Below are 12,389 nucleotides of genomic sequence, written 5' to 3' on the forward strand. Positions count from 1 at the left end.
GGTGCAGGTGATAGCCGTGAAATTGTTGCAATGGATCTGAAAGTAACGCAACGTTCATGAGTGGAACCATTGCAATGAGCTGAAGGTGAACGCTATGCGCTGGGACGCCCTCAGACCGCTGTCAACGACCTGGCGTGGACCTCCGACAGCGCTGCTCGGAAGCCGGAGAGGAAGGTGTCCACCTCGTTGTCCGACACGATCAGCGGTGGGGCGAGCCGGATGACGGACGGTGCCACCGCATTCACCAGGAGGCCCCTGTCCTGTGCCGCCTGCTGCACGCGTCCGGCGAGGTCGCCGGCGAGCACCACGCCCAACAGCAGTCCCGCGCCGCGGACTTCGCGTACCAGCGGGTGCCCCGGGGACTCGAGGCCGTGGCGCAGCCGCTGCCCTGTGCGGGACACGTGGTCGAGGAGACCCGCCCGCTCGATGGTGTCCAGTACGGCGAGGGCGGCCGCGCACACCACGGGGTTCCCGCCGAACGTGGAGCCGTGCGCGCCCGGCGTGAGAAGGTCGGCGGCCCGGCCGAAGGCGAGCGTCGCCCCGATGGGCAGACCGCCGCCCAGGCCCTTGGCGAGGGTGACCACGTCCGCCTCCACGCCTTCGGCCTCGGCCGCGAACCAGCGGCCCGTGCGCCCGATGCCGGTCTGGATCTCGTCCAGGACGAGGAGGGTGCCGCTCGCCGCGGTGATCTCGCGGGCGGCCCGCAGATAGCCGGGCGGAGGCACGACCACCCCGTTCTCCCCCTGCACCGGCTCCAGGACGAGCAGCGCGGTCCGCGAGGTGACGGCGGCGCGCAGGGCCTCGGCGTCCCCGTACGGAACATGGGTGACGTCGCCCGGCAGAGGCTGGAAGGGATGCTGCTTGGCGGGCTGCCCGGTGAGCGCCAGGGCCCCCATGGTGCGGCCGTGGAAGCCGCCGGTGGCCGCCACCATGTGCGTGCGGCCGGTGAGCCTGCCGATCTTGAAGGCCGCCTCGTTGGCCTCGGCACCGGAGTTGGCGAAGTAGACCCGGCCCGGGCGCCCGGCGAGCCGCAGCAGGCGCTCGGCGAGCCGCACGGTCGGTTCGGCGAGGAACAGGTTCGAGATGTGCCCGAGCGAGCCGATCTGCTCGCGGACGGCTCGTACGACCGCGGGATGGGCGTGACCGAGCGTGTTGACCGCGATACCGCCGACGAAGTCCAGGTACTCCGCGCCCTCTGCGTCCCAGACCCGGGTGCCCCGGCCCTTGACCAGCGGCAGCCGGGGAGTGCCGAAGTTGTCCATCATGACGCCCTGCCAGCGGCGGGTCAGCGCCGCGTTGCCGGCCCCGGTGGTGTCCGCGCCGTCGCTCATGCCGTCGCTCCCTCGAAGGTGACGTCGTCGTCCGGCACGACCAGCGTGCCGGAGCCGTCCTCGGTGAAGATCTGCAGCAGGATGGAGTGCCCGACCCGGCCGTCGATGACGCGCGCCGCGCGCACCCCGTGGGTCACGGCGTGCAGGCACGCCTCCATCTTGGGGATCATCCCGGAGGCCAGCCGGGGCAGCAGCTCGGTCAGTTCGCCGGCGGTGAGGCGGGGGATCACCTCGTCGCTGTGCGGCCAGTTCGTGTACAGACCCTCGACGTCGGTCAGGATGAGCAGCATCTCGGCGCCGAGCGCGGCGGCGACGGCCGCGGCCGCGGTGTCGGCGTTGACGTTGAACACACCGCCCTCGGCGGCGTCCTTGTCGTCCTCGGGCCGGGCGACGGAGGAGACCACGGGGATGCGGCCGTCGTCGATGAGCGCCTTCAGGATCCCGGCGTCGACGTGGGCGACATCGCCGACGCGGCCGATGTCCACGGGCTCGCCGTCCTTCTCCGCGTAGCGCTTGACGGCGGTCATCAGGCGGGCGTCCTCGCCGGTCAGACCCACCGCGTGCGGGCCGTGTGCGTTGAGCAGCCCGACCAGCTCCCGCTGCACCTGCCCGGCGAGGACCATCCGTACGACGCTCATGGTCTCCTCGGTGGTGACCCGCAGGCCGCCCTCGAACCGGGACTCGAGGCCCAGGCGCCCCAGCTGCGCGCTGATCTGCGGGCCGCCGCCGTGTACCACGACGGGGTTCAGGCCCGCGTGCCGCAGGCAGAGGACGTCCATGGCGAAGGCCGTCTTCAGGTCGTCGTCGACCATGGCGTTGCCGCCGAACTTGATGACGACGGTCTTCCCGCGGTGGCGCGCCATGTGGGGCAGCGCCTCGACGAGGGCCCGGGCCCTGGACAGGGCCGCGCTCCCGCCGAGGTGGTCGGGGCCGGACGGCCGGGCAAGGAGGTGGGGGGCCGGTTGCGGAGACGGAGAATCGCTCATGAGGCGTACTCGCTGTTCTCGTGGACGTAGTCGGCGGTGAGGTCGTTGGTCCAGATGACGGCGGATTCCGCGCCCGCGGCGAGGTCCACGGTGACGGTGACCTCGCGGCCGGTCATGTCGACCAGCGCGCGGTCCTCGCCCACCGATCCGTATCTGCAGACCCACACGCCGTTGATGGCGACGCCGAGCCGGTCGGGTTCGAACGCGGCGGAGGTGGTGCCGATCGCGGACAGGACGCGGCCCCAGTTGGGGTCCTCGCCGTGGACGGCGCACTTGAGGAGGTTGTTGCGGGCGATCGAGCGGCCCACCTCGACGGCGTCGTCCTCGCTCGCCGCGCCCACGACCTCGACCCGGATCTCCTTGCTCGCGCCCTCGGCGTCCCCGACGAGCCGGCGGGCCAGGTCGGCGCAGACCGTGTGGACGGCCGCGGCGAACTCGCCGTGTTCCGGCGTGAGCCGGGAGGCGCCCGAGGCGAGCAGCAGCACGGTGTCGTTGGTGGACATGCAACCGTCGGAGTCGACCCGGTCGAAGGTGACCCGGGTGGCGTCCCGCAGTGCCCGGTCCAGGGCCGCGCTGTCGAGGTCGGCGTCCGTGGTGAGCACGACCAGCATGGTGGCGAGCCCGGGGGCGAGCATCCCGGCACCCTTGGCCATGCCGCCGACCGTCCACCCGCCTCGGGTGACGGAGGCCGTCTTGTGCACCGTGTCGGTGGTCATGACGGCGATGGCCGCGTCCTCACCACCGGACTCGGAGAGCCGGGTGACGGCGTCGTCGACGCCGGCCAGGAGCCGGTCCATGGGCAGCGGCACGCCGATGAGCCCGGTGGAACAGACCGCGACGTCCGCCGCGTCCAGGCCGAGCAGCTCGGCGGCCTTCTCGGCGGTGGCGCAGGTGTCCTGGAAGCCCTGCGGTCCGGTGCAGGCGTTGGCACCGCCGGAGTTGAGCACGACCGCGCGGATCTCGCCGTTCGCGAGGACCTGCCGGGACCACTGGACGGGGGCGGCCTGTACGCGGTTGGAGGTGAAGACGCCCGCCGCGGCACAGTGCGGCCCGTTGTTGACGACGAGGGCAAGGTCCCGGTTGCCGTTCTCCTTGATGCCCGCGGCGACGCCCGCCGCCGTAAAGCCTCGTGCTGCGGTGACACTCACGGTGCGACTCCGATCGTGGAAAGCCCCAGTTCCTCGGGCAGGCCCAGAGCGGCGTTCATGCTCTGCACGGCCCCGCCCGCGGTGCCCTTGGTGAGGTTGTCGATGGCGCTGATGGCGATGATCCGGCCGGCCGCCGTGTCGAGGGCCACCTGGATCTGCGCGGCGTTCGACCCGTACACGGCCGCGGTGCTGGGCCACTGGCCCTCGGGCAGCAGCCGTACGAACGGTTCGTCGGCCAGCGCCTTCTCGTACGCGGCCCGTACCTCGGGCGCGCCGACCCCGGGCCGGGCCGCGGCGGAGCAGGTGGCGAGGATGCCGCGCGGCATGGGGGCCAGGGTCGGGGTGAAGGAGACGGTGACCCGGCGACCGGCCACGGCGCTCAGGTTCTGCACCATCTCGGGGGTGTGCCGGTGGCCGCCGCCCACCCCGTACGGCCGCATGGACCCCATGACCTCGCTGCCGAGCAGATCCGCCCGCAGGGTCCTGCCGGCGCCGGACGTGCCGGACGCCGCGACGACCACCGCCTCGGGTTCGGCCAGGCCCGCCGCGTACGCCGGAAAGAGCGCCAGGGACACGGCGGTCGGGTAGCAGCCCGGCACCGCGACGCGCCGGGTGCCCGCCAAGGTGGCGCGGGCGCCGGGCAGTTCGGGCAGACCGTAGGGCCAGGTGCCCGCGTGCGGCGAGCCGTAGAACGACTCCCAGTCGGCCGCGTCCGCGAGACGGAAGTCCGCGCCGCAGTCGATGACGAGCGTGTCCTCGCCCAACTGCTGTGCGACGGCGGCGGACCGGCCGTGCGGCAGGGCGAGGAAGACGACGTCGTGGCCCTCGAGGACATCGGCGGTGGTGGGCCGTATCTCCCGCTCGGCCAGCGGAGCCAGGTGGGGCTGCAGCGCGCCCAGCCGCTCTCCTGCGCTGGAGTGCCCGGTCAGGGCACCGATCTCCACTTCCGGGTGAGCCAGAAGCAGGCGGAGGAGTTCGCCCCCCGCGTATCCGCTCGCTCCCGCCACGGCTGCTCGGACGGTCATGAACCCTCTCCGTTGACAGACATGTCGCTACTCGTGCGATCCGGTCCCCGAGGCGACAGGCGTGTCGCAGAACTCGGCGTTCAGAATGGGCAGCAGGGTCTCCGGTCCCCAGTCGCTGTTGTAGTTGAACGTCAGCAGGTGGCGGCCGTCCTCGGTGAAGGCGGTCATGGTGAGCGACCCCGTCGTGCCGCCGTCGCGGAACCAGACGGGGGTGCCGCAGGCCAGCGTCAGCTTCTCGACGTCCAGTCCGTACACCGCGCCCGGGAAGTCGGGGTTGGGCAGGGTCGTCGTCAGCTCCTTCAGCTGCTGCGGCGGCAGCAGCCTGCCCCGGATCAGGGCGCCGTAGAAGCGGTTCAGGTCGTCCGCGCTGGAGATGATGTCGCCGTTGCCCCAGAGCTGCGAGCCGTTCAGCTCGGTGACGTCGTCGATCCGGTCCGGCTGCGACAGGAAGAGCTTGGAGTAGCCGCGGCTGCTCGGGCGGGGCAGGCCGACGCTGTCGCCGGGGTTGGACGTCGCCCGCAGCCCCAGGGGTTCGATGATGCGCTCGCGCACCTCGTCCTCGTACGACCTGCCGCCCGCCTTCTGCACGATCAGCGCGGCCAGGACGTCGTTGGTGTTGGAGAACGAGAAGCGGGCCCCGGGCGCGAACAGGGGCGTGTGGCCGAGGGCCACCTTCACGCGCTGCTCGGGCGTCAGCGTGTCGTACCGGTGCTGCAGGAAGCCGTCGCCCAGCGCGTACGTCTCGTAGTACCCCTGGTCGGCGAGGTAGTCGTACAGGCCGCTGGTGTGGTTGAGCAGCTGCCGTACGGTGATCTTGCGGCCGTCGTTGCCGTTGCCCGTCACCAGGCCGGGCAGGTAGCGGTCCACGGTGTCGTCGAGGCTGAGCTTCTTCTCCGCCTCCATCTGCAGCAGGACGGTCGCCACGAACGTGTCGGTGAGGCCGCCGATGCGAAACCGGTCGTTCTTGCCGCGCGGCGCACCCGTGAGCCGGTTGCCCACGCCCGACGTCGACTTCCAGACTCCGTCGGTGTCGCGTGCCTCGACGGTGATGCCGGGGATGCCGGCCGCGACGGCCGCGTCGATCGCTTTCTGCGTCGCCCGGTGGGCGGCCGCTCGGGGAGCCGTGGCCTGCGCCGCCTGGGCGGGACCCGCGAAGGCGGTGGTCGCGAGCGCGACTGCCGCCAACACGACCACGCCGGCCCGTGGTCTCTTCCGTCTCGTCATTCCCCGCTCCTGACCATCGTGTCCAGTCGGCTGATGTCGTACTTGTGCGTTCCGTGGCGGCACAGTAGGTCAGCCGCCTCGAGCGCGGGTCGTGTGCGAACACCCCGGGGCGCACCGGTCCCGAAGACGCACGGCATGAGCCGCCTGGCAGCGTTGTCAGCAGGCCGGGGCCGCCACGTTGGACGTCAACTCGTTGAAGCGACTGACCAGTTGCTGCTGCTCCTGCTGCAGTCGCTCGATGCGGCGCTGCAGACGGGCTATCTCCTGGCAGAGGGTGAGCACCGTGCTGTCGGCCGTCGCGTCCGGCCGCGCGGGCACCGCCGCGGCCCGGACCGGGGCGGCCGGGCGGGGGAGGAGCGCGGTGGCGAGGGCCGGGTCGTGGTGCAGGATCGCCTCCATCAGGCCGCGCAGGACAGGGCCCGGCTCGACACCGAGTTCGTGCACCATGCGGGTGCGCGCCCGCTCGTACACGCCGAGCGCCTCCGCCTGCCGGCCGCAGCGGTAGAAGGCGACCATCAGCAGGTCGTAGAACCTCTCCCGCATCGGGTGGTCGGTGGTCAGCTCCACCAGCTCGCCGGTGATCTCACGGTGGCGCCCGGTGCGCAGATACGCGTCGTACATCATCTCCAGGGCGGTCAGCCGGTCCTCCTCGAGCTGGGCCGCCCTGCCCGCGCAGATGTCGCCGAGCACGCTGCCCTCCAGCGCCGGGCCGCGCCACAGCGACAGAGCCCGGCGCAGCAGCTCACCGGCCTGCCCCGGGTCGTCGCGCAGCACCCTGCGGCCCCGTTCGGCCAGGTGCTGGAAGCGCGCGGCGTCGGTGTCCACGGGGTCGAGCTGCAGGACGTAGCCGCGCGAGGTGGTCACGATCCACGGGTGCGGTGCGGGCCGGCCGGCGTGTCCGCCCTGGGGGCCCGCCAGCAGCCGGCGCAGCCGGGCCACCTGGAGCTGCAGCGCGTTCGCCGCGTTGGCGGGCGGGTGTTCGCCCCACAGCTCGTCGATGAGCCGTTGCACGGAGACGTTGTGCCCGGCCTTCACCACCAGCGTCCCCAGCAGCGCGCGCTGCTTGGCACCCGTGGGAAGGATCCGCAGACCGGTCTGTTCGTCCTGGGCCTCCACGAGGCCGAGAATGCGGAACTGCATCTCTTCCCCTCACACAGCCGAAAGGCTCAGCGGGAGCGCGCCGCGCCCGCCGCCCGAAGCGCCGTGGCCGCGTCCCGTTCGATCTGCCGCAGCAGCGGCCCGGGATCGGCCTGGAAGTAGAAGTGACCGCCGTCGAAGACCCGCAGTCCCAGGAAGTGCTCGCTGTACTCCGCCCAGCCGGCCATCCGCTGCGGTGAGGCGGAGTGGTCCAGGGCGCCCGCGAACGCGGACAGTGCCAACGGCAGCGGCCCGGCGCCGGGAGCGGGGCGCCAGTTCTCTACCAGGCGCAGGTCGGCCCGGATGATCGGGTCGAACAGGTCCCACAGCTCCGGATCCTCGAAGACCCCGTCGGGCGTGCCGCCGAGCAGCTTCAGACGGGTGCGCAGCTCGGCGTCGGGCAGCTCGTGGTATCCGCTCCCCGGCCCCGCCAGCTGCGGCGCGGAGCGTGCGGAGACACCGGCCCACACCGGCAGCGGCAGGCCCCGCTCGACGACCCGCCGGATGATCTCGTACGTCACGAGGCCGCCCATGCTGTGCCCGAACAGGGCGTAGGGGCAGGTCAGCTCGGACTCGATGCTGCGCAGCAGGTAGTCGGCGAGGCGGCCGGCCTCGGGGATCTGCGGCAGGTCCAGGAGGAGGCCGTGGCCCGGGGCGTCGAGCAGCCGGACGTCCCACGTGTCCGGAAGCAGGGCCGGCCAGTCGCGGTACAGCAGGTGTGAGCCGCCCGCGTGGTGCAGGACGAAGAGGCGCAGGTCGGGTCGTGTGCTGTCCATCGCTCTCCCTCGGATCGGGCCGCGCACCCTCGAACCATAGAGCGGTGTCCGGCCGCGGGGACGCGGACACCGGTCGGGCTCCGCCCGCGCTGAGACGGCTCTTGAGCGATCCTCAGGTGCCACACGTCGCGCGGCGCACGGGCGGCGGGGGCCCGGCATCGTGGCACACGAACCCGGCCGGGTACAGAGGATCCGGCGGCGTGCGGACCGGGGTGCACGGCCGGGCGCCGCCGAGCCCGTCGCGCCTTGTAGCGCCGACGGCCGAGTCCTTACGGTGACGTGGCAACGCCGGGGTCGCCACCGATGCCGGGTGTCCTGTCGACCGGACGCTCGGGTGTCCTGTCGACCGGACAGCGGAAGCGTCCTGTCGGCCGGACCACGCCGACCGGCGGCCTCGCGCCGGTGCGCTCTCGCACCCGGCCTGGCGATTTCCCCATCCCGAGTTACTCGATGACGGTTTAAGGACGGTGCCAGTTGAGCGCGAACCCCTTCGATGACGAGGACGGCCGCTTCTTCGTCGTGGTCAACGACGAGGAGCAGCACTCCCTGTGGCCGGCGTTCGCCGAGGTGCCCGCGGGCTGGCGGGTCGTCTTCGGCGAGGCGGCCCGGGCCGAGTGCCTGGAGTACGTCGAGCGGAACTGGACCGACCTGCGCCCCAAGAGCCTGCGCGAGGTCATGGCGGCCGACTGAACGTCCGGCCGCACACCGGCGGGCTCGCGGGCCCGCACACCTGCGTTTCACCGGACGCTCGCCTTTCGTGCCGAGCGGGCCGGCCGAAGAGGAACAACGGTGATCGCCGCCTGGGTGCCCGGCCGACGGAAACGCTCGACACCCGAAAAGATGGGCTGAGTTGGGAGATGAAGGTAGTGACGGGCGCTGTGAGAACCGCGAGCAGGTACAAGGCGATTCCGGTGGACGACAGCGGTGAACCGGCACAGCGCGATGTGCTCCTGTCCTTCGTGGGGACCCAGGCCAAGGTGCGCAAGTCCGGGCTGCTCTTCCCGCAGAACCTGCCGGAGCGGTCCTGGGAGCAGATCGGGACCAACCTGCGCGAGCTGGTCAACTCCTCGGCGTGGTGGCTCGCCGACTGGCTGATCTACGGCGAGGCCACCTACGGGTGGCGGCGCTACAAGGAGGCCATCGAGCGCACCGGGCTCGACTACCAGACCCTGCGCAACTACGCATGGGTCGCCCGCCGTTTCGAGCACCACCGCAGGCGGGACGGCCTCAGTTTCGCCCACCACGCCGAGGTGGCCCGGCTGTCGCCGCCGGAACAGGACTACTGGCTGCGCAAGGCCGAACAGCAGAAGTGGTCGCGCAACGAACTGCGCAGGGCGGTGCGCGCCAGCCTGGCCGTGCAGAACGACACCGCCGAGGTCACCCCGGGCACCCGCGACGAGCAGCAGGAGGTGCCCCGGCTGGCCGAGGCGGCCGGCGCCGACCAGCGCCGGCAGCAGGTCACCACGCTCACCATCGAGCTGTCCGCCGGCCAGTTGGAGCACTTCTCGAAAGCCGCAGCCGCGCACGGCCTGCCCGTCGACAAGTGGGTGGCCCAGCTGCTCGAGACCGCCGACCGGCGCATCCCCGGGACGCGCACCGCCTAGGCGCACGCCCCCGAAGGTGCCGGCAAGCCCGTTCGCCGGGGTGTGCCGGCGGCTCGTCCGACCGGACACCTCTCACATCGGAGTCAGTTCATGATCCTTCAGGGAAAGCGGGTCGCCCTGCCCCCGGCGCCCGTCGTCCACCAGCAGTTCGAGGCCCATGCGGCGGCCACCCCGGATGCCCTCGCCGTCGTCTGCGGAGCCGAGCAGGTGACGTACGCCGAGCTGGACGCGCGGGCCAACCGGTTCGCGCAGTTCCTCGCCGTGCGCGGACACGGCCGGGGCGCGAAGGTCGGCGTCTGCCTCGACTACTCGGCCGACCTGCTCGTCGCCATCCTCGGCACGCTGAAGGCCGGCGCGGCCTATGTGCCGTTCGACCCGGCCTACCCGGCGCAGCGGCTCCAGCTGCTGCTGGGCCAGGTCCCCGATCTCGCCCTGATCGTGGCCTCGGACGCGACGGCCCGGATGGTCGAGTCGGCGGCCGTCGACGTCATCGACCTCCAGCAGCTCTCCGGCCACCTGGCGGGTCTCCCGGCGACCGCTCCGGACGTCCCGGTCACCGGGGACGACATCTGCTACGCGGTCTTCACGTCCGGCTCGACCGGCACGCCGAAGCTGACCGCGGTACGGCACGAGGGCTGGTTCAACCTGATGAACTGGCTGAAGCTCGAGTACCACCTGGACAGCGCCTCGAACAACCTGGTCGTCAGCGCCTTCGGCTTCGACCTGTCCCAGCGCGCCCTGATGACAGCGCTGTTCTGCGGCGCCACCCAGTACCTGATGGGGAGCCGGAACTTCGACGCCATGCTGGCGTACCGGCTGCTGACCGAGCACGACATCCGCACGGTGCACTGTGCCTCCAGCACGCTGTACCTGCTGGTGGACTGGGAGACCGCACGCGGCGGTGACGCGCTCACCCAGCTCGACTACGTGCTCTTCGGCGGCGAGCCGCTGAAGTACGAGCGGATCGCGGACTGGGTGAGCCGCGAGGGCAACTACTGCACCCTCCTGCACCAGTACGGCGTCGCCGAGTGCACGGACGTCGCCACGTCGTACGACCTCGCCGGGCACCGGCCCTGCGAGCAGGACATCGCCCCGGTCGGCACGCCGGCTTACAACACCGACATCCACCTCGTCGACGAGGACCTGCGCGGTGTCGCGCCGGGGGAGTACGGCGAGATCTGCATCGCCGGGGCCGGTGTCGGCGCCGGCTACCTGGGCGGCTCGGGCCCCGAGAACGAGAAGTTCACGACCATCGTGGTCGACGGCGAGCCACGCCGGGTGTACCGCACCGGTGATCGCGGCTACGTCAACGAGGCGGGCGACCTCGTCGTCGCCGGCCGGATGGACGCGCAGGTGAAGGTGCGGGGCATGCGCATCGACCCCACCGACATCGAGCGTGCGCTCGGCAGGCTGCCCGGGGTCCGGGAGGCCGCCGTGGCGGTCACGTACACCGACGCCGGGGAGGCCGAACTGACCGCGTTCGTCGTCCCGTCGGGCGGCGAACTCGCCGAGGACGACCTGCGCACGGGCCTGTTGCAGACACTGCCGCGGAACATGGTCCCGGCCAGGTTCGTGAACATCACGCGCATTCCCCTGAGCCCCCACGGAAAAGTCGACCGCGCGGCGCTGGCCCATTCACTCGAGAACCAGTACAGCGGCACGGCGGCATAGTCGACGGACCTTGCCGACGAACGAGAGGACTGTGATGATTGCCGACCGCGTGCGCGCCATTTGGTGCCGGGAACTGCAGCGCGATGACATTTCGGCCGACGACGATTTCTTCGCCCTGGGCGGCCAGTCCGTGATCATGGTCAGGATCCAGGGTGCCTTCATCGAGGAGCTGGGCGCCGAGGTGCCGATGGACCAGCTCTTCCTCAACCCGACGGTGGCGTCGATCTCCGCCTACATCGAATCCCTGAGCGCGGTCACCAATTAGAAAGAGAGGCGCCGCCATGTACGACGTGATTGTCATAGGTGCCCGCTGTGCGGGTTCGCCGACGGCCATGCTCTTCGCCCGGCAGGGTTATCGCGTCCTGCTCCTGGAGAAGGCGAAGTTCCCGCAGGACACGCTGTCCTCGCACTACCTCCACATGCAGGGCGTGGCGCTGCTGAACCGGTGGGGGCTGCTCGACCGGATCCGTGAGTCGGGCGCCCAGCCGATCACCCGCCAGAGCTACCAGGGGCCCGATGTCCGCATCGAGGGCTTCTCCCTGCCGATCGACGGCCTGACGACCACGTACGCGCCGCGGCGGTACGTGCTCGACCCGATCCTCGCGGACGGTGCCGTGGCGGCCGGCGTGGAGTTCCGGCAGGGCTGCGCTGTCAGGGACCTGGTGTGGGAGGACGACCGGGTCGTCGGGGTGCGGTACACCACTCCGGGCGGCGCCGAGGCGACGGACCGGGCACGTCTGGTCGTCGGCGCGGACGGCATGCGCTCGCTGGTGGCACGCAAGGTCGGCGCGGAGAACGTCATCGAGCACCCGCGGATGACGACCACCTACTACAGCTACTGGTCCGGGGTCCCCGCGAACTTCGAGCTGTACGAGCGGCCGGGACGCTGGATCGGTGTCCTGCCCACCAACGACGACCTCACGCTGCTCATGGCCTACTTCCCGCAGGACGACTACAACGAGGTCCGCAGGAACGTGGAGCCGGCCTACCTCGACGCCTTCCGCACGACGGCGCCCGAGCTGTGGGAGCGGATGCAGTCCGGCAAGCGGGAGGAGCAGCTGTACGGCACCGGACACCAGGAGAACTACTTCCGCAAGGCCTACGGGCCCGGGTGGGTGCTGGTCGGCGACGCGGTGAACCACAAGGACTCCATCACCGCCCGCGGCATCACCGAGGCCTTCGTCCAGGCCCAGTCGCTCACCGACCACATCGGGGAGCGGCTGCACGACGACGAGGCGCTCAAGGCGGCGCTGCGGCGCTACGAGAACGACCTGGGCGGCGAAGCCCTCAGCCACTACCAGGGCGCGCTCAACGTGGCCGAACTCAAGCCCGAGGGCCGTACGGACATGCTGCGCAAGCTGGTCGGCCACCAGGAACACATCGACCGCTACTTCTCGACGCTGTCGGGCGCGTGCTCCATCGACGACTTCTACAACGACGAACTCCTGACCCTGCTCGACCAGGGCTGACCGACACCACCTGCTCAC

12 protein-coding genes are annotated in these 12,389 nt (G+C 71.3%); 5 read left to right on the forward strand and 7 right to left on the reverse strand.

The genetic code is table 11. The features are described 5' to 3' along the window. Positions 1 to 110: 110 nt before the first annotated feature. The 7 genes from AC5WRT_RS31370 to AC5WRT_RS31400 form a co-directional block, all read right to left on the reverse strand. Positions 111 to 1,331 (reverse strand): acetylornithine transaminase, encoded by a 1,221-nt coding sequence (locus tag AC5WRT_RS31370; RefSeq protein WP_496100829.1) that lies wholly within the window; start codon positions 1,329 to 1,331, stop codon positions 111 to 113. Continuing rightward, entirely contained in the window at positions 1,328 to 2,317 is a 990-nt protein-coding gene (gene argB / locus AC5WRT_RS31375) for an acetylglutamate kinase (RefSeq protein WP_496097446.1), read from the reverse strand. Before argB ends, AC5WRT_RS31370 begins: the two co-directional genes overlap by 4 nt. Then, on the reverse strand, positions 2,314 to 3,465 hold the full coding sequence (gene argJ, locus AC5WRT_RS31380; RefSeq protein WP_496097445.1) for a bifunctional glutamate N-acetyltransferase/amino-acid acetyltransferase ArgJ: 1,152 nt from the start codon (positions 3,463 to 3,465) through the stop codon (positions 2,314 to 2,316). Before argJ ends, argB begins: the two co-directional genes overlap by 4 nt. Next, the gene (gene argC / locus AC5WRT_RS31385) at positions 3,462 to 4,490 is read right to left on the reverse strand and encodes an N-acetyl-gamma-glutamyl-phosphate reductase (protein WP_496100830.1); all 1,029 of its coding nucleotides are present in this window, start codon (positions 4,488 to 4,490) and stop codon (positions 3,462 to 3,464) included. The genes argJ and argC overlap by 4 nt, the downstream gene beginning before the upstream one ends. Positions 4,491 to 4,517: 27 nt before the next feature. Next, positions 4,518 to 5,714 carry a serine hydrolase domain-containing protein gene (locus tag AC5WRT_RS31390; protein WP_496100831.1) on the reverse strand — a complete coding sequence of 399 codons (1,197 nt, stop codon included), beginning with the start codon at positions 5,712 to 5,714 and terminating at the stop codon, positions 4,518 to 4,520. Between the two features lie 156 nt (positions 5,715 to 5,870). Continuing rightward, positions 5,871 to 6,854 carry an AfsR/SARP family transcriptional regulator gene (locus tag AC5WRT_RS31395; protein WP_496097442.1) on the reverse strand — a complete coding sequence of 328 codons (984 nt, stop codon included), beginning with the start codon at positions 6,852 to 6,854 and terminating at the stop codon, positions 5,871 to 5,873. A gap of 26 nt (positions 6,855 to 6,880) precedes the next feature. After that, positions 6,881 to 7,627: a thioesterase II family protein gene (locus AC5WRT_RS31400; protein ID WP_496097441.1), complete on the reverse strand. Its 747-nt coding sequence runs from the start codon at positions 7,625 to 7,627 to the stop codon at positions 6,881 to 6,883. 474 nt (positions 7,628 to 8,101) lie between these two features. On the opposite strand from AC5WRT_RS31400, the gene AC5WRT_RS31405 reads away from it, so the two are divergent. From AC5WRT_RS31405 to AC5WRT_RS31425, 5 genes are all read left to right on the forward strand, one after another. After that, entirely contained in the window at positions 8,102 to 8,317 is a 216-nt protein-coding gene (locus tag AC5WRT_RS31405) for an MbtH family protein (RefSeq protein WP_496097440.1), read from the forward strand. Positions 8,318 to 8,505: 188 nt separating this feature from the next. Further along, entirely contained in the window at positions 8,506 to 9,231 is a 726-nt protein-coding gene (locus AC5WRT_RS31410; RefSeq protein ID WP_496097439.1) for an LmbU family transcriptional regulator, read from the forward strand. Between the two features lie 90 nt (positions 9,232 to 9,321). Beyond that, complete coding sequence (locus tag AC5WRT_RS31415) at positions 9,322 to 10,902, forward strand: amino acid adenylation domain-containing protein (RefSeq protein WP_496097438.1); 1,581 nt, start codon at positions 9,322 to 9,324, stop codon at positions 10,900 to 10,902. 34 nt (positions 10,903 to 10,936) lie between these two features. Continuing rightward, on the forward strand, positions 10,937 to 11,167 hold the full coding sequence (locus AC5WRT_RS31420; protein WP_496097437.1) for a phosphopantetheine-binding protein: 231 nt from the start codon (positions 10,937 to 10,939) through the stop codon (positions 11,165 to 11,167). Between the two features lie 16 nt (positions 11,168 to 11,183). Then, positions 11,184 to 12,371 carry an NAD(P)/FAD-dependent oxidoreductase gene (locus AC5WRT_RS31425; protein ID WP_496097436.1) on the forward strand — a complete coding sequence of 396 codons (1,188 nt, stop codon included), beginning with the start codon at positions 11,184 to 11,186 and terminating at the stop codon, positions 12,369 to 12,371. Positions 12,372 to 12,389 lie beyond the last annotated feature (18 nt).

The organism is Streptomyces sp. NTD91, assembly GCF_059510455.1.

What these genes read in the sequence shown, in the direction of transcription:
- argC (WP_496100830.1), bottom strand. Translation starts at nt 4,490, where the DNA reads ATGACCGTCCGAGCAGCCGTGGCGGGAGCGAGCGGATACGCGGGGGGC.
- AC5WRT_RS31415 (WP_496097438.1), top strand. Translation starts at nt 9,322, where the DNA reads ATGATCCTTCAGGGAAAGCGGGTCGCCCTGCCCCCGGCGCCCGTCGTC.
- argB (WP_496097446.1), bottom strand. Translation starts at nt 2,317, where the DNA reads ATGAGCGATTCTCCGTCTCCGCAACCGGCCCCCCACCTCCTTGCCCGG.
- AC5WRT_RS31370 (WP_496100829.1), bottom strand. Translation starts at nt 1,331, where the DNA reads ATGAGCGACGGCGCGGACACCACCGGGGCCGGCAACGCGGCGCTGACC.
- AC5WRT_RS31425 (WP_496097436.1), top strand. Translation starts at nt 11,184, where the DNA reads ATGTACGACGTGATTGTCATAGGTGCCCGCTGTGCGGGTTCGCCGACG.
- AC5WRT_RS31400 (WP_496097441.1), bottom strand. Translation starts at nt 7,627, where the DNA reads ATGGACAGCACACGACCCGACCTGCGCCTCTTCGTCCTGCACCACGCG.
- AC5WRT_RS31390 (WP_496100831.1), bottom strand. Translation starts at nt 5,714, where the DNA reads ATGACGAGACGGAAGAGACCACGGGCCGGCGTGGTCGTGTTGGCGGCA.
- AC5WRT_RS31395 (WP_496097442.1), bottom strand. Translation starts at nt 6,854, where the DNA reads ATGCAGTTCCGCATTCTCGGCCTCGTGGAGGCCCAGGACGAACAGACC.
- AC5WRT_RS31420 (WP_496097437.1), top strand. Translation starts at nt 10,937, where the DNA reads ATGATTGCCGACCGCGTGCGCGCCATTTGGTGCCGGGAACTGCAGCGC.